The 19,693-nt window shown below is 73.7% G+C and carries 17 protein-coding genes; 7 read left to right on the forward strand and 10 right to left on the reverse strand.

Annotated elements, in window-relative coordinates:
• Window positions 1–109 precede the first annotated feature (109 nt).
• Window positions 110–2,044: an NEW3 domain-containing protein gene (locus ACFV6I_RS05235; RefSeq protein ID WP_380423627.1), complete on the forward strand. Its 1,935-nt coding sequence runs from the start codon at window positions 110–112 to the stop codon at window positions 2,042–2,044.
• The gene (locus tag ACFV6I_RS05240; RefSeq protein WP_380339571.1) at window positions 2,041–2,736 is read left to right on the forward strand and encodes a hypothetical protein; all 696 of its coding nucleotides are present in this window, start codon (window positions 2,041–2,043) and stop codon (window positions 2,734–2,736) included. Before ACFV6I_RS05235 ends, ACFV6I_RS05240 begins: the two co-directional genes overlap by 4 nt.
• Window positions 2,737–2,805: 69 nt before the next feature.
• Here ACFV6I_RS05240 and ACFV6I_RS05245 read toward each other — a convergent pair whose 3' ends face one another.
• Window positions 2,806–3,495, reverse strand: coding sequence for a hypothetical protein (locus ACFV6I_RS05245; RefSeq protein ID WP_380339574.1), 690 nt, complete (start codon window positions 3,493–3,495; stop codon window positions 2,806–2,808).
• A 97-nt stretch (window positions 3,496–3,592) separates the two neighbouring features.
• Window positions 3,593–4,756: a DUF4157 domain-containing protein gene (locus tag ACFV6I_RS05250; RefSeq protein WP_380339577.1), complete on the reverse strand. Its 1,164-nt coding sequence runs from the start codon at window positions 4,754–4,756 to the stop codon at window positions 3,593–3,595.
• A 261-nt stretch (window positions 4,757–5,017) separates the two neighbouring features.
• Here ACFV6I_RS05250 and ACFV6I_RS05255 point away from each other — a divergent pair, with 261 nt between their 5' ends.
• Window positions 5,018–5,677, forward strand: coding sequence for an HAD family hydrolase (locus ACFV6I_RS05255; protein ID WP_380339580.1), 660 nt, complete (start codon window positions 5,018–5,020; stop codon window positions 5,675–5,677).
• A gap of 188 nt (window positions 5,678–5,865) precedes the next feature.
• Here ACFV6I_RS05255 and ACFV6I_RS05260 read toward each other — a convergent pair whose 3' ends face one another.
• From ACFV6I_RS05260 to ACFV6I_RS05285, 6 genes are all read right to left on the reverse strand, one after another.
• A complete protein-coding gene (locus ACFV6I_RS05260) occupies window positions 5,866–6,378 on the reverse strand; it encodes a GNAT family N-acetyltransferase (RefSeq protein WP_063346395.1) in 513 nt (170 codons plus the stop codon).
• Entirely contained in the window at window positions 6,375–7,154 is a 780-nt protein-coding gene (locus tag ACFV6I_RS05265; RefSeq protein ID WP_380339583.1) for a hypothetical protein, read from the reverse strand. Before ACFV6I_RS05265 ends, ACFV6I_RS05260 begins: the two co-directional genes overlap by 4 nt.
• Before the next feature lie 437 nt (window positions 7,155–7,591).
• The gene (locus ACFV6I_RS05270; RefSeq protein WP_380339586.1) at window positions 7,592–8,698 is read right to left on the reverse strand and encodes a serine hydrolase domain-containing protein; all 1,107 of its coding nucleotides are present in this window, start codon (window positions 8,696–8,698) and stop codon (window positions 7,592–7,594) included.
• Window positions 8,699–8,892: 194 nt separating this feature from the next.
• On the reverse strand, window positions 8,893–9,252 hold the full coding sequence (locus tag ACFV6I_RS05275) for an SgcJ/EcaC family oxidoreductase (protein WP_380339589.1): 360 nt from the start codon (window positions 9,250–9,252) through the stop codon (window positions 8,893–8,895).
• Window positions 9,249–9,554, reverse strand: coding sequence for a muconolactone Delta-isomerase family protein (locus ACFV6I_RS05280; protein ID WP_380339592.1), 306 nt, complete (start codon window positions 9,552–9,554; stop codon window positions 9,249–9,251). Before ACFV6I_RS05280 ends, ACFV6I_RS05275 begins: the two co-directional genes overlap by 4 nt.
• Window positions 9,555–9,624: 70 nt before the next feature.
• Entirely contained in the window at window positions 9,625–10,818 is a 1,194-nt protein-coding gene (locus tag ACFV6I_RS05285) for an MFS transporter (RefSeq protein ID WP_380339595.1), read from the reverse strand.
• 107 nt (window positions 10,819–10,925) lie between these two features.
• Between ACFV6I_RS05285 and ACFV6I_RS05290 the strand changes: the two genes are divergently transcribed.
• Window positions 10,926–11,384, forward strand: a complete 459-nt coding sequence (locus ACFV6I_RS05290) for a MerR family transcriptional regulator (RefSeq protein ID WP_063346388.1) — start codon at window positions 10,926–10,928, stop codon at window positions 11,382–11,384.
• Here the strand turns inward: ACFV6I_RS05290 and ACFV6I_RS05295 are convergent.
• Window positions 11,381–12,619 (reverse strand): cytochrome P450, encoded by a 1,239-nt coding sequence (locus ACFV6I_RS05295; protein WP_363369546.1) that lies wholly within the window; start codon window positions 12,617–12,619, stop codon window positions 11,381–11,383. The genes ACFV6I_RS05290 and ACFV6I_RS05295 overlap by 4 nt on opposite strands.
• A gap of 183 nt (window positions 12,620–12,802) precedes the next feature.
• Between ACFV6I_RS05295 and ACFV6I_RS05300 the strand changes: the two genes are divergently transcribed.
• On the forward strand, window positions 12,803–13,468 hold the full coding sequence (locus tag ACFV6I_RS05300; protein WP_380423628.1) for a hypothetical protein: 666 nt from the start codon (window positions 12,803–12,805) through the stop codon (window positions 13,466–13,468).
• Window positions 13,469–13,575: 107 nt separating this feature from the next.
• Window positions 13,576–14,346, forward strand: a complete 771-nt coding sequence (locus ACFV6I_RS05305; protein ID WP_380423629.1) for a hypothetical protein — start codon at window positions 13,576–13,578, stop codon at window positions 14,344–14,346.
• 122 nt (window positions 14,347–14,468) lie between these two features.
• Here the strand turns inward: ACFV6I_RS05305 and ACFV6I_RS05310 are convergent, their stop codons facing one another.
• Complete coding sequence (locus tag ACFV6I_RS05310) at window positions 14,469–17,675, reverse strand: M28 family peptidase (RefSeq protein WP_380423630.1); 3,207 nt, start codon at window positions 17,673–17,675, stop codon at window positions 14,469–14,471.
• Window positions 17,676–17,976: 301 nt separating this feature from the next.
• Between ACFV6I_RS05310 and ACFV6I_RS05315 the strand changes: the two genes are divergently transcribed.
• Window positions 17,977–19,437, forward strand: coding sequence for a helix-turn-helix domain-containing protein (locus ACFV6I_RS05315; RefSeq protein ID WP_380423631.1), 1,461 nt, complete (start codon window positions 17,977–17,979; stop codon window positions 19,435–19,437).
• The last annotated feature ends 256 nt before the right edge of the window (window positions 19,438–19,693 follow it).

The raw sequence follows: 19,693 nt of genomic DNA on the forward strand, positions 1-19,693 counted from the left end.
GCGCCCGGGCCCGGGGGGGGGGCGGCCGGGGGCGCGGGGGGGCGGGGGGCGCGGGGGGGGGGGGCCCCCGCCCCCCCCCCCCCTCGACTCCGCCGAGGCGCCGTGGACCTTGGACAACCCGGCCAACACCTGGTTCGGCCTCGGCGCCACCGCGCGCGCCGTCCTGTCCGATCCGGCCGGATCGCCGCTGGGGGAGCGGGCGTTGGGCGTTGCCGAGGTGGTCGTCCCGAGCCTGGACGACGCCGCCGACGCCCGCCCGCTGGTGGTCGCCCTCGCCCGGGTCGGCGTCACCGCCACCACCTCCGGCGCCGACTGGGCCCGGTACGGCTGGCTGGACGTCGACTCCAACCTGCCCGACTTCCGGATCGTCCTCGGCGGGCCGGAAGAGAACGACGCCGCCCGGGAGTTGATCGAGCGGGCCGGCGAGGAGTACGCGAGCGTCCTCAAGACGCACGGCGCGGTCTGGGTGCCCGCGCTCACCCCGCTCGCCGAGGTCTGGCAGCCCGGCGCCGACCTGCGGGACCTGCGGGCACTGCCCGCGCTGGTCGTCGCGGACGCCGCCGCGCTGGTCGCGGACCTCGCCGACGCCCGGATCAGCGCCGTCTGCCCGTCCGAGGTCGTGGACCAACTCGCCGACCACACCGTCGCGTTGCTCAGCTTCGGCCTGCCCGGCTTCGCGGTCGACACCACCGGAGCCCTGCACCTCTCGCTGATGCGCTCCTGCACCGGCTGGCCCTCCGGCGTCTGGATCGACCCGCCCCGGCGCACCCTGCCCGACGGCGCCTCCTTCCAACTCCAGCACTGGACGCACGAGTTCAGCTACGCACTGGTCGGCGGCCCGGGCGACTGGCGGAGCCAGACCCTGCCCGCCCAGGGCCAGGAGTTCAACCACCCGCTCTACGCCCGGATCGCGCCGCCGCAGGACGGCCCGCTGCCGGCCACCCTCTCCTGGCTGCGGATCGAACCGCAGCGCGAAGTCCTGCTCGGCGCGCTCAAGCCCGCCGGCAACCCGATCGCGCACGGATCGGCGGCGGTCGTCGGGCGTGAACTCGCCGTCCGGTTGGTCGAGTCGACCGGCCTCGGGCGTACGGCGGAACTCGGCGGCGCACTCGGGCTGAGCCACCTGCGGCCCGCCGACCTGCTGGAACGCCCCCTCGGCGAGGCCGTCGAGCGCGTCGACCTCGCCGGCTCGCAGATCGCCACCTTGCTCGCCGCCCCGGGCGTCGCCGCCGAACCCGGCGGCCCGGTCCTCGGCCCGGTCGCCGAACCCGCGCAGCCCGTCCACGCCCGCTACTGGCTGCACAACCGGGGCCCGGCGCCGCTCGGCTACCTGCCGGTCTCCGTCGGCGCCTCGCCCGGCCTGCTGCGGACGGACGGCGAGGCGGTCGAACTCTCCGTCGCCCTGTCCTCGCAGCTGCGCGACGCGGTGGTCGAGGGCACGGCCGTCGTCCTGCCGCCCGAGGGCTGGCAGACCAGCCTCGGCAGCCGCCCCTACCGGCTGGAGCCCGGCGGCCACCTGCGCTTCCCGGTCACCCTCACCCCGCCCGCCGAAGCGCTGCCCGGCCTGCACTTCGCCGCCGTCCGGATCGTGCACGACGGCCAGGAGATCGAGGACGTCGTGACCATCGCCGTCGGCGACCTCCCCGGCCTGCTGCCCGCCCCCGGCGACACCCCCGAGGACTGGACGATCGCCCAGGGCACCAAGGCCACCACCGGCCGCGACACCGGCCTGGACGTCGCCGTCTCCGAGGAGACCCTGCGCGTCACCCCGGGCGGCCGCACCACCCTCGGCCTCACCCTCACCAACCGCACCCGCGGCGAGATCCGCGGCGAACTGCAACTCGTCTCCCCCTGGGGCACCTGGGAGGCCATCGCCGACCCGGTCCGCGGCTTCACCGTGGCGGCCGGATCGTCCTCGACCGTGGACTTCGAGATCGCCGCCCCCGAATCCACCGACCCCGGCGCGTACTGGGCGCTGGCCAAGGTGATGTGGTTCGGCCGCTGCCAGTACGCCCCGACCGTCGCCCTGGAGGTGGAGGCATGACCCTCGGTCTGCTCGACGGCCGGCCGCTCCCGCGCACCGCCCTCGACCACCGCCTCGCCGCCCTCCGCACCGGCCCGCGTTCCACCGCCCTGCCTCAGTCCGGCAGTTCGGAGGGCCGCCAGCTCACCCGCTGGGTCGCCCAGGTGCTGCTGACCGAGGCGCTGTGCGAGGCGGTCGCCACCGAGCGCGACCTGCCCGTACGGTCCACCGGACCGGCGCGCCTGGACCAGCAGGCCGCCGTCGAACTCGGCTCCATCACCGCCGCCGCCTACGAGGGCAGCGCCGCCGTCCGGGCCGTCTACGCGGCGGTCACCGCCGACGTCGAACCCTCCGCCGCCGACGTCGCCCACTACCGCACCCTGACCACCCGCCCGCCGTCGTCCGTCTGGCACCTCGCCCTGCCCGACGGCGAGTTGGAGGCCGACCCCGACACCCTGCCCGCCGCCCTCGCCGAAGCCCTCCGCGAGGCCGCACCCGGTACCTGGGTCACCGCCGGCCCCTGGACGGCCGCCCTCCTCGCCGTCCGCACCACCCCGGAGGAGCGCGACCCCACCACCGACCTAACCGAAGCCGCCCGCCGCGCCGCCTTCGTCCGCTGGCTCGACCACGAGCGCGCCCAACGCCTCACCCTCGTCGAGGGATTGGAGCACCCCGGCGACCCGGCCCAACCCGACAACCACCACCGCCACTGAGGCGCCGCCCCCTCCGCCGATCTCGACGGTGGCCCCGGCGAGGTCGGCGAAGGGGGCCGGTGGCCAGGCTCAGCCGCCGCCCACGCCGCCGGTCGAACCGCCGTGCCCGTACCGGAAGTGGTTCCACGAGCGCCGGTCCGAGACCGAGGGCGGGGGCGGCGGTGCGGGGCGCTGGTGGTGGCTGACGTGCAGGTCCACCTCGACGGCGGGGGAGAGGGCCTCGCGCAGCTCGCGGTGGAGCGCAGTGGTGTCGGTGTCCTGGGGCAGGGGCCGCTGGGGGAGCTCGCCGCGCTCCAGCAGGACGGTCAGCGTGATGGTGACGGACCTCGGGCGCGGGTCGCCGTCGTACGGCTCCTCTGTGGAGTGGTCGATCCGGATCCGTCGCACCTCGGTGACCGGCATCGGCCGGTCCGCCCGGGCCCCCCGGACGAGGACAACAGTGGCCGGCTCGGCGGAGGGCGCGAAGCGCAGCCGGTGCACGGTACGGAAGACCAGGCGGACCATCAGCGCCCACCCGATGACCGCGCACGCCCCACCGGCGATCCCGGCCGCCGCCCACACCGGGCCCCATCCGGTGCCGGCGAACAGCATGCCGATGTCGAGGGGAAGGGAGAAGAGAGCACCGTACAGGAACAGCACCGGTGCCGCGATCACGCTCTGGAGCGCGGCCGTGAGGGCGTACCGGAGCGAGCCGCCCCGCTCCACGAGGACCAGGTCGAGCACGCCCGGGTTCGAACGATCCATCAGAACACGCCGCATGACGCAACGGTAGAAGTGCGCGGCGCGCTGCGGAAGTACAAGGCGCCGACCGGCCGGCCGCGAGCCGCTACGGGTCGCCCCGACTCGGCAGCCCCCGTCAGGCGATCTTGCACGGCACGTAGGCGTGCCCCAGCTGAACGGCCGCGCCCAGGCGGTGGTTTCCGTCCTGGATGCTGATGCCGCCCCCGTCGACCCGGATCTTGATCGGTTCGAGTGCGGCGCTGTTCTTCATGCCGGTGACGGCGGCGCCGAGCCGCTTCTCGACGAGCCCGCCCGCCACGGTCTGCGCACGGCCGCTGGCCTGCTGCAGCAACGCGACGCTCACCTCGACCAGTTGGCCCGAACGCACACCCTGCGCCTCGAAGTCCTGCAACTGGTCGATCTGCGCACCCTGGAAGGCCCCGGCGCCCGCCCGGACGTGGAAGCTGGTGTCCCGCTGCCGGGAGAAGTGGCCGCTCAGGTCCGCCTGCGCCTGCTCCGGACCGACCTCCATGTTGACGAGCTTGTAGTAGGTCTCCAGGTCGTCGTCGACCTTGATGTACCCGTAGCTGCCGTCCTCGTCGAAGATCACGCGCTCCTCGGAGCCCGCGAGTTGGTAGATCTTCTCGTAGTACTCCTTGGTCAGCTTCTCGTCCAGGACGAGCCGCAACCCCGGATAGTCCGGGTCGACGTGGGTGTGGTCGCCCTCCTCCCCGGCGGGCTTCGCCGCAGGGCGCCGCTGCACCGAGGGCCCGACGGCCTGCGTGCCGTGCGCGTGCGCCGCGTGCTCCGCCTCGGACTCCCGGGCGAGCGGCCGGGACAGCACCCGGGAGGCGTTGGCCTCGGCCTCGCGCTCGAAGCGGTCGGAGGGGTCGCTGACCCGCAGTCCCGTCCCGTCGTCGGTGCCCGCGACAGGGCCGCTGCGCTGCTGGATGACGTGGGTCAACTCGTGCGCGAGCGTGTGCTTGTCGCCCCCTCCGGCGCCGAGCACGATGTGGCTGCCCGAGGTGTACGCGCGGGCGCCGATCCCCGCCGCCGACTCCCGGGCGGTCGCACCCGTGTGCAGCCGGACATCGGAGAAGTCCGCACCCAGCCGCGTCTCCATCTCGCTCCGGATCCCGTCGGCCAAGGGCGTGCCGGCGCTCCTCAGCACCTCGTGGACGGCAGAACGCTGTACGTCGGCCGCGGCGTGCTCGTGCTGCTCCTGTTCCTGCTCCAGCATCCGGCTCACCGCGGCATTGCCCACGGCCCGCTGCATGGCGGTGAGCGCTGCCGGAGTCACCGCCCGGGCACCGGACGGCAGCCGGGCGGGAGCCGCGGGCCGACTGCTACGGCCCGGTCGTCGGTCGGCGGCAAACGCACTACCGGAGTCATGGGCACGCACAGGAAAGGCCCCTTCGAGGGATCGGCGACAGTCCCTCCCAGTCTGTTCGACCCCGCACCTCCGGCGGAAGGTACGCCAGGGCAACGTCCGATGTCCCCAGGGGCCACACCCGTCGTCAGCCGGCCGAGCTTGGACTGATGGCTTGGCTAGGCTGTCGGCATGATTCGCGCAGTGGTGTTCGACGTCGGCGAGTGCCTGGTGGACGAGACCCGGGAGTACGGCACCTGGGCGGATTGGCTGGGCGTGCCTCGGCACACCTTCGTGGCACAGTTCGGGGCGGTGATCGCCGAGGGGCGCGACTACCGCGAGGCCTTCCAGGTCTTCCGCCCCGGTTTCGACCTGTACGAGGAACGGGAGAAGCGGGCGGCGGCCGGTCAGCCCGAGACGTTCGGCGAGGAGGATCTGTATCCCGATGTCCGCCCGGCCCTGGCCCGGCTCCGGGCGGACGGCCTCTGGCTGGCCATCGCCGGAAACCAGACCGTGCGGGCCGGGGCGATCCTTCGCCGGCTGTTCTCCGCCGACGTCGACCTGATCGGCACGTCCGACGACTGGGGCGCGAGCAAGCCGGACCCCGCTTTCTTCGAACGAGTCGCCGCAGTGGTTCCGGCTGATCCGGGCGAGATCCTCTACGTCGGCGACCGCCTGGACAACGACGTCCTGCCCGCCGCCCGCGCGGGGATGCAGACCGCGCTGATCCGCCGGGGACCGTGGGGCTGGATTCAGCAGCACGACCCCGCAGTCGACCGCGCGACCCTCCGGATCGACTCGCTCGCCCAGCTGCCGGAGCTGATCGCGAAGGCTAACGCCGGAGCGAACTGAGCGTCGCGGACCACGAGTAGAGGCGGTCGTCGACCCGCCGCGCTCGCCCCGAGCGCGGCGGGCTGAACTGCTTCGGATACCGCGGTTTGTGTCGCCGTCGGACTTACGGGTGGTGCCGCGGCCGGGCCTGCACGGCGGCGGCCTGGTGTCGGCCCGTTGCTGCTGCGCGGCGGTGCGGACTGACCGGGCTACCGAAGGACGCGGACCATGACGGCGTAGAGCGGGGCGTCTTCGAACGGACGGTGCTCGCCGACCTTTTTGTATGCCCAGCGTTCGTACAGTGCCAGGACACGAGGGTGGGTGACGTCGACGTAGAGCACGGCCAGCGCCTCGGCCCGCTCGGACAGCAGTGCATTGTGTGTCTGCTCGGCGATGCCGAGCTTCCGCCAGTCGGGGCGCACCATGACCTCGGACACGGCGAACGTCGACGTGTCGGCGGGCGGCGGCATGTGGGGGCGCCACCACTCGCGGCCGTCTTCCAGCGGGGCGCCGTAGGAGTAGCCGACCGGCTCGTCGGCGTCGTAGGCCATGACACAGCTGTAGCCCGGCCGGGACGTCCAGTGCTTGGCGAACCAGGGGAAGCGCTGGACGAAGGGGTCGTCGGCTTGCTCCCGATAGGCGTCCGCGTGGACGTCGATGAGCAACTGCGTGTGGTCGGCGGGAATGCTGCCGGCCTCGTAGCGGCGGAGGGCTATCGTCACTGGGTGTCTCCCTGGGCGTGGACTCGGTCGGTCCACTCTCGCGTAGCCGCCGAGGTCGGTGCCAGGGTGATCAGGCCGCGGTGGAAGTCGCCGAGGAGAGTGCGCAGCCTCGGCGGAAGCGGGTCGGCGCCCATCAGGGCGTACACGCCGGTGGCGGTGACGATGGCCTGTTCGACTTCTCCTTGTCCGAGCTGGGCAAGCGCGAGGCGGGCGGTGGCGGACGCACGGTTGCGGCGGAACTGTGGGGGGATCCCGGCCAGGGCACGGTGTGATGCGCTCTCGGACTCTGCGCTGTCGTCGAGGTGCTGATGGACGACAGCACTCAGCGCGAACAGTTCGGCCGGCCCGTAGAAGTCGGTCCACGGCGGACGCTCGCGGCTGTCCGCGCGGCCCAGCGCATCACGGGCGTGTCCGAGGCAGCGCAGGGCGGCCTGCCGGTCGCCTGCGGTGGAGTGGGCGATCGCGGCGCGGGCGTGCGCGAGGGAGGCGAGGAACGGGTCGCGGCGGGTTGCCCCGGCGTCCTGGGCGGCTCGGGCGGCTGACAGGGCGGCCGACGGCCTGTTGCGTTGATAGCCCACCATGGAGAGGCAGTTGAAGACTCGCATTGCGGTCACGTGGTCGTTTCCGAGACCGGCGAGGCGCAGAGCCGTCTCGAAATACCGCTCGGCGTCGTCCAAGCGGCGGTCGTCGATGCAGGAGAACCCGGCCGTGGCGGTGTAGTCGGCGGCGAGGCTGTAGAGACGTCGTTGGACGCCGCCGCTGATCGTTTTGTCCACCTTGCTGAGTGCCTGATTGGCGCCGGTCCGCGCGGCCGCCCTCGCTGCGGGCGGTGGCGTAAATGCCGTCGCCGTTCACCCCCGGTGCCTCGATGGGAGGTGCCGCCGTTGCCGCCCGGCTCGTGTGGTGGGTGGTCATCGCTGCTGCCTTGGTGGCGGGATTCGCCGCAGGGCGTGACCGTTGATGGCCACCGGTTGGCGTGGCCGACCGGCCCGCCGAGCTGGTTGCTCGGCGGGCCGGGAGCACCGTCGAGGCGGCAGAGGGATTGGCGTTCAGACGATCTTGCAGGGGGCGTAGGCGTGGCCCAACTTGGTGGCCGCGCCCAGGCGGTGGTTTCCGTCCTGGATGCTGATGACGCCCCCGTCTCGACCGGGAGGGTCCGCCGGGCTGCCTGGGCCTCGGGCGTTGGTCGCCGTGCACCGGACGGTTCCGGCTGTCAGCCGGCGAGCGTGGCGTTGACGAGTGCCTTGATGTAGGGGAGGTCGTTGCCGGTGCCCGTCGGGTTGAGGGAGTACACCACGCGGTGTCGGAGGTCGCGGGTGGCGAAGACGCCGTTGTCCCAGCCGGGGCGGGAGCCGGTCTTGCCCCAGGCGTACTCGCCGTTCGGGAGTTGGTAGCGCATGAGCCCGCCGATGCTGTAGCAGGCCGTTTGGCCGACGCAGTTCGTGTTGTCGGCGGCGTTCGGCACGTTCGGCACCTCGAACACCAGCTTCTGCTGGGCGGGCGGGAGCAGGCGGCCCCGGAACAGCGCGGTGATGAAGTGGTCCAGGTCGGCGGCGGTGGAGACGATGCCTCCCTCGGCCCACGGGTACGGGCTCTGCTCGGTCACGTCCTGTCCGTCGAGGTACACCTCCGCGTGGGGCGAGGGGATGGTCGGGTCGTCGGCGGCGGGCAGGCTGGTGTGGCTCAGGTGCAGCGGCCGGATGATCCTGTGCTCCAGCTCGGTGGTGAGGGAGTGGCCGGTGACCTTCTCGACGATCAGCCCGAGGACCAGGGAGTTGAGCCCGTTGTACTGCTGCTCGGCAGGGGGTGCGGGCGGCACGTCGGTGGCTGTGGCGAACGAGGCACGCAGGAGGTCTTCGGGCGTCACGGACTTGAACTGCCATCCGGGTCCGTCGTCCGGGCCGGGAGTCCGGGCGGGCTTGGGCAGGCCGCTCGTGTGGTCGAGGAGCTGGCGCACGGTGACGCGGTCGTACGCCTCGGGCAGCACCTCGGGGACGTACTGCCGTGCCGGTGTGTCCAGGCCGATCCGGTGCTCGGCGACGAGTTGGAGAGCCACGGTGTTGGTGAACACCTTGGTGACGCTGCCGATCCGGAGGTAGGCGCCGGCGGTGACCGGGCCGGCGGTGGCGTCCACGCCGTCCTGCCTGATGAGCGCGCCCGCAACGACGGCGTCGGGCAGGTGGTCGAGGATGCCCTGGACGGTCGGGTTCACCAGCGCCGGGGCGTTGGAAGCAGGTGTGGCGGCGGCCGCCGGCAGAGCCGCGCCGGTGGTGAGGGCGGTGGCCAGGGCGAGGGTGGTGACGGCGAGACGGATGCTCATCGGGGTTTCTCCGGGGCGGCGTTGACGGACTTGTTGACCTCGTCAACTCTGCTGCGTCCAGCTGCCGTTGCCCATCGGTGATCACCCTGATAACAACCCTGGACTGTCCCTGGGGGCGATCAGACGATCTTTGTTCCTGTCGGGTTGCTCTTACCGGCCCGACGGAGCGCGGCGCTGGAACGTGACGGCGCCGCTCAGGGCAGCAGCGAGACCTGGTAGTGGGCGATGGACCAGTCGTCGGCCGACCGGCGCAGCAGGACGCCGAGGTTGACGGTGAGGGTGGGGCGGTCGGGGAAGGCGAAGTCGACGCCCAGGTACCCGAGCAGGAGGTCGTCGGTGAGGCGGCGGGTCTCCAGGACGTTGTAGGCGGCGGTCATGCCGGGCGGCTGGGAGGCGTAGTACTCGGCGATGCCGGTGCGCCCGACGGTGTACGGGTGGAGGCCCTGGAAGATCGCGTCCTCGGTGAAGCAGTCGGCGACCTGTTCGGGCTGGTGGGCGTCGACGGCGGCCTTCCAGCGGTCGAGGACGGCACGCAGGACGGTTTCGTCGTTCATCGGGCGCCCTCCGGGAGGCCGGGGTCGTTGGGGTGGGGGGAGAGCGGGGTGACGGTGTCCTGGCGCCAGACCCGTAGCGGCATGGAGGTGAGCACCTGCTCCAACCGCTCCTCGTCGGGGGCGTTGAACAGGCCCCAGGTGCGCCATTCGCCGGGGGCGAGTGGCGGGCGCCAGAGCCGCAACAGGACACCTTGGGCGGCGAGTTGGCCCGAGCGCCGCGCCTCGCGGGCCCGGATGTCGGCGATCGCCTCCTCGGTGGTTCCGTCCGGGACGGTGGTCACCATGTCGACCAGGAATTCCATCGGCGTCCTCTCGTACGGGTCTACCGGAGTATCGAGGGGCGCAGGCGCCGGGGGTGCGGAGGCACGCCGGTCACGGCCGGGCGTCGTGGCCGGCGCGCAGGCTGAGGACGGAGCCGGCCAGGAGCAGGCCGACCAGGGTCAGCAGCGGGGCCGTCCAGGAGCCGGTGGCGGTGTGGAGGGCGGCGGTGAGGGCGGGGCCGGTGGCGGCGAGGAGGTAGCCGCAGGTCTGGGCCATGGTGGAGAGCGCGGCGACGTGGTCGTGGTCGGTGCCCCGGCGGGCGAAGAGGACGGCGGCCAGGGCCTGGCCGCCGCCCATGCCGATGCCGAGGATGCCGGCCCAGAGCGGAGCGCCGGTGGCGGGGGCGAGTACGACGCCGAGCAGGCCGAGGACGCAGACGGCCACCACGGCGAGCAGGTGCGGCCGCTGGTCGGCGCGGGCGGCGGCGAGGACGGGGGCGAGGAAGCCGCCGATGGCGAGGCCGAGGATGAGGACGGCCTGGTCGGTGCCGGCGGCGGTGCGGCTGAGGCCGGCGTCGACCAGGATCGAGGGCAGCCAGGCGAGGGTGGCGTAGAAGACCAGGGTCTGGATGCCGAAGAAGGCGGTGAGGCTCCAGGCGAGCGCGGTGCGGCCGACGGGCCGGCGGTGCACCGGCGCGGCGGCGGCTGGTATCCGTCGTTCCACCCGCAGCTGTGGCGCCATGCCCGCCGCCGCGAGGACGGCCGGGAGGATGGCGAGGCCGATCGCGGCCCGCCAGGACCACGCGTCGGCGACCGGCGCGACCAGGGCGGCGACCACGGCCGACCCGGTGCCCATCGCGAGGGCGTAGACGCCCATCATGGTGCCGATCCGCCGGGGTGCGAAGCGGGCCCGGACGAACACCGGGATCAGCACGTTGACGACCGCCACCGCGATGCCCACCAGCACCGTCCCCGCGTAGAGCCCGGGCAGGCCCGCCGTGCGCAGCAGCGCTCCGGCGACGAGCAGCACGCTCGCCCAGAACAGCCCGCGCTCCTCGCCGATCCGCCGCCGGGCGAGGGCGCCGAGCGGTGCGAACAGGCCCATGCACAGCGGGGGCAGCAGCCCGAGCACGGTGACGGTGCCCTGGCCCCAGCCGGCGACTGGCGCGAGCGGTCCGACCTGCCCGAACGCGACCCGGGTGTTGAGGCTGAGCAGGATGAAGCCGACGACGAGCAGCGCGCCGGAGGCGGGGGCGGTGTGGCCGGGTGAGGTCCGGCTGGGGGCGGAGGCGGTGCTGAGCGGCATGAGCGGCGAACCCTTCGCTGCGGCAGGAAGTTAGGCTTGCCTAAGCTTTCACGCTCAAGTGCGCTTGAGTGCAACCCGCCGGCCGTGAACCGTGAAGGAGACGACGCGTGGAGCAGCTCTACTCGATCACCGAGGTCGCGAAGGCCTTCGGCCTCTCCGTCCCCGCCCTGCGCTACTACGAGGACTGCGGCCTGATCGCCCCCGCCGCCCGCCGCGGCCGGGTGCGCCAGTACGACCGGGCGGCCCTGGAACGCCTCGCCCTGGTCCAGCTCTGGCACGTGGACGGCATGATCCCGCTCGCCGGGACGGCCGCCGTGATGGCGAGCGAGCAGGCGGCGGAGCGGAAGGCGCTGCTGGCGGCGCAGCGGGACGAGATGACGGCCCGCGCCCGCCGTCTGGAGCGCGCCGCGGCCGTCCTGACCCACATGCTCGACTGCCACCGCGACCGCCCGCTGGACTGTCCGGTCACCCACGCGCACATCGACGCCCGCGTCGACGCCGCCCTCGCCGGCGAGGAGCTGGCCGACGACTTCCTCCCGCCCGCGACCGGGACCGGGACCGGTTAGCTCAGCACCGCCGGCGTCGGCCCGTCGGGTCGCACGGTGATGCTGTAGGCGGAGCCGGTCGGGACGGAGCGGAACCGCACGGTGTGGGCGGGCAGCAGGAGTTCGAGCAGCGCGGTGGTCTCGCGGACGGCGAACTGGGTGCCGAGGCAGGCGCGGGCGCCGAGGCCGAAGGGGAGGTACGCGCCGAGTTGGGCGGGGCGGGCGCCGGTGGCGGTGAAGCGGGCGGGGTCGAAGCGTTCGGGGTCGGGCCACAGGGCCGGGTCGCGGTGGGTGAGGTAGGGGCAGACCAGGACGTCGGTGCCGGCGGCGATGCGGTGGCCGTCGATCACGTCGTCCTCGACGGCGTGCCGGGGGAGCAGCCAGGCCGGGGGGTAGAGCCGCAGGGCCTCGCTGACCAGGGCCTGCGGGTCCGCGCCGCGCGCCTCGGGGTGGCGGTCGAGGAGGAGGAAGAGCCAGGTGAGGGTGGTGGCGGTGGTCTCGTGCCCGGCGACGAGCAGGGTGACGAGTTCGTCGCGGATCAACCGGTCGGTGTACTCGGGGTGTTGGGCCGCGGCGTCGAGCAGGACCCGCAGCACGCCGGGCTCCTCGACGTCGGTCGCCGAGCGGGCCGCGTCGATGGCGGCCAGTGCGACGGCGTCGATCCGGGCGAGGTCGGCGGCGACGGCGTCCCGGGCGTCCCCGGCGTCCGTGGGCAGGGTCGGCATGGCCGCCACCACCCGTTCCACGGAGCGGAGTTCATGGTCGGTGCGGTCGTCCAGCGGCAGCCCGGTGAGGGCCCGCCAGACGGTGTCGAGGGCGAATCCGCGCATCTCCTCGCCGAGGTCGAAGGTCTCGCCGGTGCGCGCGTAGCCCTCCCAGCGGTCGGCTGTCCGGCGGGCGGCGGCGGCGATCCGCTGCTCGTAGCGGCGCATCCCGGTGCCGGTGAACTGGGACTGCAGCAGCCGCCGTTGGCGTTTCCAGGCGTCTCCGGTGGCGGAGAGCACGCCGTCGCCGACCAGCATCCGCGCGCGGTGCGAGCGCTTGACGTAGCGGTCGGGGTGGCGGCCGAGCACGTGCTGTACGGCGGCCGGGTCGGTGACCAGCACGGTGGGCGTGGGGCCGAGTCGGAAGGCGGCGATGCCGCCGATGCCGCGCTGCGCCCGGGCGAGCAGGTCGATGAGGTCGGCCTCCTCGGTGCGCCACTGCTCGACGGCCTCGGCGGCCAGCTCCGGTACGGGGCGGGTGTCGGTGGTCACGGGTGTTCTCCTCGGGGCGGCTGACGGTCCGTCGGCTCCGACTCTACGGACTCCGGGCCAGGGCTGCGCCGAACGGGTTTCCCGGCCGGCCGCCGCCCGCGCGGCAGCCGGCACACCGTGTGCGAACCGGTACGGTGCGGCGGGGCCGGTCGGCCCCGGCTCGCTGCGCGGATGGGAGAACGCATGTCCGGGACCAGGCACCTCGAAGGCGGCGCGACGGGACGAGCGGCCCGATGGCTGGCAGGCGCCCTGCTCGTCCCGGCCCTCGCGGCCTGCTCCGGTGGAGGCGGTGGGGGAGGCGGCACCGCCACCGTCCCGACCGGCCAGGGTGGAGGCGGCTCGTCAGGTCAGAACGGCGGCTCGTCGGGCCAGAACGGCGGCTCGTCGGGCCAGAACGGCGGCCCGGGCGGGACGGAGGACGCGCGGACCAAGGGGGGCGGGGGCGGCGGGGGGTTCGCGGACGCGGGTGAGGTGTCGGCGTCCGCCACGGGTGTCGGGGTCTACGCCTCCGTGACGCTGCGGAGCACGTCCACCAAGACCTTCACGGCCGTCCTCAGCCAGGTCACCGACTGCTCGGAGGGTGCCGCGCCCGCGACGCCGCCGAGCAAGGAGGTCACCGTGACCGGGGGCCGCAGCGCGCCGCAGCAGTTCGTCCTGGCGACCGGCAGTGCGACCGGGCGGCCGCTCTGTCTGACCGTGACCGTCGACGGCGAGAGCAGGTACATCAGGGCCGAGGGCCTGATCAAGGGCTCGGAGGGAGGCGGCGGCACCGGGACCCCGAACAGCGGCGGCACCGGGCTCCCGACCGGCGGAGGCGGTACCGGAACTCCCACCGGGAGCACACCCTGAGCGGGTGGACGGCGGGGGAGCCGGCCGACGGCGAACCGAAACCGCCGGAGGCTCCCCGGTTCAACTGGGTCGGCTTCCTGGCCTCGGTCCTCGGCCCGACCACCTTCGTGACCGCGTTGGTCTTCTTCCTCGGTTTCGCCTACACCGACTCCTTCTACCACTACTTCGGGCTGGACGCCGCCACGCTCGGCTTCGGGACGCCGGACCTCCTGCTCCGCGGCTCCCCAGCGCTTTACCTCCCGGTCGGGGGCCTGCTCTTCGGGGTGCTGCTGGTCGCGCTCGCCTACCACCTCGCGACCAGGCGGGGCGCCTCGCGCTGGGTCCGCCCGGCCTGCGTGCTGATCGCGGCGGCCGTGGCCCCGTTGCTGATCCTGGGCTTCCTCGCCGGCTTCGGGGCGATCGACCTCGGCCAGTACGCCGTCCCGCTGCTGATCGGCGGTGCCCTGCTGCTCGCCGTGCTGGCCCGGTTGTTGTTCGCGCGCGTCACCGGGAGCCCGTACCCGCTCCCGGGCGAGCGCGCGGCCGTCGCCGTGACCGTGGCGATCGTCGTGCTGTGCTCGTTCTGGGCGGCCACCGGGTACGCCCACGCGAAGGGGACGGAGGACGCCCGCCGGTTGAGTGCGCGGCTCTACCAGCGCCCGGCGATGATCGTGGACACCACGGAACGCCTCTACCTGGGCTGGCCCGCGGTGCAGGAGTACGCGTTGGCCGACGCCGGGCAGGGGCAGCGCTTCCGCTACCGCTACCACGGGTTCCGGCTGCTGGCGCAGTCCGGCGCCCGGATGGTCCTCATCCCGCGCGACTGGACCTGGGACACCGGCAACGTCCTGGTCCTGCCGCTCGACACCAACGTCCGGGTGACCTTCCACCCTGGGTGAGGCCCGGCTGAGGCCCGGTTGAGGCCCGGGGGTGCGTCCGGCGCACAGCTGCGCCGCGATCCGTCCCCCTCGACGGACCGCGGCGCAGCGGCTTACGGGGTGTCAGGCGGGTGCCCTACGGGTCACACGGCCTGCCACAGGGCGGGGACGATGGGCGGCTCCCAGCCGACCTGGGCGGTGTGACCCTGGATGCAGCGGTAGCTGACCCCGTTGTAGGTCACGACGTCGCCCGCCTGGTAGGTGGTGCCGGGCGTCCAGGTGCCGCCGGGGTTGGTCGGGCCGTTGCCCACGACCAGCGAGAAGCTGGTGCTGTGGGTGGCGGTGCCGGTGCCGGTGAGCGTGATGCTGTAGGTGCCGGCCGCCGTGTTCGCGGCGGTCGCGATGGTCAGCGAGGCCGAGGCGCCGGACTGCACCGAGGACGGGCTGAAGGAGACCGTCACGCCCGCCGGGGCGCCGGAGGCGGTCAGGGTGACCGTCTGGGCGGAGCCGGAGGTGGTGGCGGTGGAGACCGTCGCGGTGGCCGAGTCGCCGGGGTTGACGGTGGCGGTGGCCGGGTTCACCGCGAGGGAGAAGTCGTTGGCGGGGGTGGTGCCGCCGACGGAGGTCTTCCAGATGGTGTAGGCCACGCCGTCGGCGCTGCGGTTCAGCGCGGTCGGGTCGATGTTGCTGGTGGTGTCGCAGGACTGGTGGTAGCAGGAGTCGTACGAACGGCCCGCGCTGCCGCCCCACTTGGTCGCCTGGCCGGAGGTCTTGACGGCGTCGGCGCCGGCCGCGTAGCCGGAGGTGGGGATGCCGGCCTGCTGGAAGGAGTAGTCGTCCGAGCGGCCCTGGCCCTCGACGTTCTCCTCCGGCTGGAGGTTGAGGGAGTCCCAGTAGGCCTTCATCGGTGCGGAGGCGGCGGAGGTGATGTTGTTGATGAAGTAGCCGGCGTTGGGCGAGCCGACCATGTCGAAGTTGTAGTAGGACTTGATCGCGGAGCGCTGGGTGGAGCTCAGCTGGCCGACGTAGGACTGCGAGCCCTGGAGGCCCTGCTCCTCACCGGTCCACCAGGCGAACCGGACGTGCCGGGTCAGGGTGGGGTTCTGCTGGGCGAGGACGAGGGCGTTCTCCAGCAGGGTGGCCGAGCCGGAGCCGTTGTCGTTGATGCCGGGGCCGGCCGAGACGCTGTCCAGGTGGGCGCCGAACATGGTGACCTGGTCGGCGGGGCCGCCGGGCCAGTCGGCGATCAGGTTGTTGGACTGGTAGGTGCAGGAGGTGCAGGTCTGCTCGGTCACGGTGTAGCCGGCGGCCTGCAGCTTGCCCTTGATGTACGCCACGGACTGGCTGTGCCCGGCGCTGCCGGCCCGGCGGTTGCCGCCGTTCTGGTTGGCGATGGTGTTCAGCTGGGTCAGGTGGGCCTGGACCTTGGCGACGTCGATGTCGGGCGCGGGCCCGCCGGGGGTGCCCCCGCCGCCGACGGTCAGGGTGTACTGGGCGGTGTGGGTGGCCGCGCCGGCAGTGCCGGTGACGGTGATCACGTACGTCCCGGCCGGGGCGCCCGAGGAGGCCGACAGGGTCAGCGTCGCGGACGAACCCGTCTGCACGGAGGAGGGGTTGAGCGTCGCGGTGACCCCGGTCGGGGCGCCCGAGGCGGTCAGGTTGACGGTCTGCGCGGTGCCCGAGGTGACGGCGGTGGAGACCGTCGCCGTGGTCGAGGCGCCGGGCTGGACGGAACCGGAGGCCGGGCCGAGCGCGAGCGAGAAGTCGTTGTTGCCGGACGGGGTGCAGGTCGGGTCGCCGCTCTGCGCGGGCACGCTGATCGCGTCCCAGGCGGCCTTGGTCCGGGTGAAGTAGTTGCAGGTCGGGTCGAGGTTCTTGGCGGCGGTCAGGGTGGTGGTGCGGTACCGCTTGTAGGTCATGCCGCTGGTCTTGAGCAGCATGCCGCCGTAGAAGACCTGGCCGGCCTGCTTGACGCCGATGCCGGTGACCGAGGAGTTGTTGCAGGTGGGGCTGGACGGCTTGCCGCCGCCCGGGTTGGAGCCCATCGACAGGAGGTAGAACCAGTGGTTCAGCGGGCCGGCCGCCGCGTGCACCTCGGTGCTGGGGATGGAGGAGGAGTAGCAGTTCGGGTCGTTGTTGACCAGTGAGGGCTGGTACAGGTTGCGGATCGGCCCCTGGCCGACCAGGTTGACCTGCCGGCCGACCTGGTAGTCGGGGTAGTCGTAGGGCGCGGGCTGGTTGGCGTACTCCTTGGTGAGCGCGCCGAAGATGTCGCCGGTGCCCTCGCCCAGGCCGTTCTCGTTGTTGGCGCCGCCGGGGGTGTACTGGTCGATGCCGTGGCCGAACTCGTGGCCGACGACGTCCTGGGCGGCGATCCACTCGTTGTTCTGGTTGTGGCCGATGGAGATGGAGCTGCCGTCCCAGTAGGCGTTGACGTCGTTGAGGCCGACCTTGACCGGCCAACTGCCGCCGTTGCCGTTGTGGCCGTTGCGACCGAGCCAGTCGCGGAGCATGTCCCATTCCTTCTGGGCCGCCCACATGGCGTCGGCGCAGCCGGTCTCCTTGCTGGAGGGGTTGCCGGTGCCCCAGGAGTCGGAGGACTTGCTGAACACCTGGCCGCTGCTGTAGTCGGAGCAGGTCAGGCCGGGCCGGTTCGGGTCGCGCAGTGAGTACGAGCCGCCGGAGTTGGTGGTGCTGATGGTCAGCGGGCCGGGGCCGTTCCACTTGCTGTTGATGGTGCCGGCCCGGACATCGTCGTAGCTGTCGATCACCTCGCCGCTGGCGGCGTCCACGAAGACGTGCAACGTGCTCGGTGCGCTCTCGGTACGGCCCTTGAGGACGGTCTCCCAGGCGAGCCGGCTCGCGCCGTCCTTGACCCGGACGACCAGGCGGCGCTCGGCCACCGAGTCCACCGCGGCCAGCTTGGTGCGCGCGGTCTTCTCCGCGTTCGCGGCGCTGACCTGCGGGGTTATCGAGCCGCCGACCGGCCCGGTGGCGGCCGACTGGAGGCCGCGGACCTTGCCCTGGCCGTCGGCGAGCACCACGGCGTCGCCGCCGACCACCGGCAGGCCGCGGTAGCTGCGGTCGTACGCGACGGAGTAGAGGCCGCCGAGCCAGGGGGTGACGGCCCGGCGCTCGTAGGTCTCGCCGGGGCCCTTGGCCAGTGCGTCCAGGCCGGCGGCCGCGGCCGCGTCGGCGGCGTTGACGGCTGCCGCGAGGGCGCTGGGTGGTGCGGGAGAGGGGGTGGGCGCGGCGGTGGCCGGCCCGGCCGTGGCGGCGATCATGCCGGCCAGCACGGTCAGGGTGGTCGCCGTGGTCAGCAACCGTCCTGTGGAAACTCTGCGTTGCATCGAGGCTCCTAGCATGTGGGGGTCCTCGACCGCGGACGGCATGGCTGGTGGCGCACCGCAGGGCCGTGTCTGGGGGACGGCCGTGCGGGCCGTCCGCGTTCGGGTGCCGGAACCCTCACACGGCGTCATGCTCTGGTCAATGGCTGGTGCACGCGATGCATAGGGTTGGCAAATTCCGTCAAGCTGGGCTTTTGCCCGAGTGGTTGAGACCACCTCATGTACGGACCCGGTGTCATCGAGTACCGTCCTGATGGTCGGAAGGTTGGCGAGGGCCCGGGGGAAGCGACCGGAGGAGGCAGCCGTGCACCGCAACCGCGTGGCCGTGGCACCGGCGTCCGCACCTCCGTTCCCACCTCCGTCCCCACCCGTCGCCCCGCCCGCCCAGGAGCTCGGCGCCTGGCGGGACTTCGGCGCCCGGCTGCGCCACTGGCGGCGCCGGGCCGGCCTCACCCAGGCCCAACTCGGCGCCGGCATCGGCTACGACCACACCGCGGTGAGCAAGATCGAGCACGGCGCCCGCCGGGTCACCCCGCGGATCGCCGACCGGATCGACGAACTCCTCGGTGCGGGCGGTGACTTGCGGGCCGCCTGCCAGCGGGCCGAGACCGCCGAACTGCCCTCCCTGGCGCCCCTCGCGCCCGCCCTGCTGCGGCCCCCGCTGCCCACCGCGGCCGTGAACGGGCCCGGCGGCCCGGCCCGCTGGAGCGCCCCCGCCCAGCCGCCGCCCCGGCTGCCCGACTACGGCCTGCTCTGCCCGCTGCACGGCGCCGACGGCTGCGACGTCCCCGGTCCGGTCGAACTCGCCGCGCTGCACGCCGAGTTCTGCGCCGCGAACCCGGCCGCCGCGCCGCCCCTGGACGCCGCCACCGCACACGCCCTCACCGGGCTGCTCGCCGCCCACCTGCGTTCCGGCGAGGCCGGCGGCCTGCCGGGCCTGGCCGCCGCCGTCGAACGCACCTTGCAGGCCGTGCTCGCCCGGCTCGCCGCCGCCCCCGCCGCGCAGCGCCGCCCGCTCGCCCGGCTGGCCGCCGAGCACGCGCACGCCGCGGGCGCGCTGCGGATGCAGGACGGCCGCAACGCCACCGCGATGGCCTGCTTCGACCGCGCGCTCGCCTGGGCGGAGCTCGCCGGGGACCAGGCCACCCAGGTCGCCGCGTTGAGCGACATGAGCACCCTCGCCCGGATGGACGGCGACCCGGCCGCCGCCCTCGGCTACGCCCGGGAGACCGGCCGCGCCGCCCCCGGCCGGCACTGGGCCGGCGCGATGGGCCAGATCGGCCAGGCCCGTGCGCACGCCCTGACCGGCGACGTCCGGGCCACCATCCGGCACCTCGGCCGCGCCCGGCTGCACCTGGACCACATCGGCGCCCGGGACGAGGACGACGCGCCCTGGCTCTCCATCGCCTCGATGCGGCTGCGGGTGGAGTCCGGCGCGGCCGCCGCGCTGCGCGACCTCGCCGCGGTCGTCGACGACCCCCGGCTGGCCCGCCGTGCGCTGACCGCCGCCGAGACCGCGCTCGGCCTGCTCGGTCCGGCCCAGCTCCCCTCCAGCCGGCTCCTGTTCACCGTCCGGGTGGCGGACTGCCATGCCTGCGCGCACGACCCGCAGACGGCCGTCCAACTGCTCGGGCCTGCCCTGGAGACCGCCCCGGCGGCGGCCCTGCCGGCCCTGGTCGGGTACGAGCTGCGCGGCCTGCGCGACCGCCTCGCGGCGTACCGGCCGGACGCGGCGTGGCGGCTGGCGGAGCTGGCGGGATCCTGACGGGCGCCGCCGCCCGCGCTGCCCACCCCGCCCACGCCCGCGCTGCCCACCCCGCCCACGCCCGCGCGCCCGGTTCGCGCTCGCCCCGTGCCACCCGCGCCGCCCTCGCGGGACCGGTGGCCGGATCCGGGTCCGGACCGCACCCCGCCACAGGGGGGCGTGCGACCTCGCCCGGCGCGAAACCGGCCTCGCTGCGCTCCGGTTTCTCCAGTGCCTACGAACAAACGCGCCCCTTTCGCGCCGCCCTAGCGTCAAC

The sequence above is a fragment of the Kitasatospora sp. NPDC059803 genome (assembly GCF_042732255.1).
In the GTDB taxonomy this organism is placed as follows: Bacteria; Actinomycetota; Actinomycetes; order Streptomycetales; family Streptomycetaceae; genus Kitasatospora.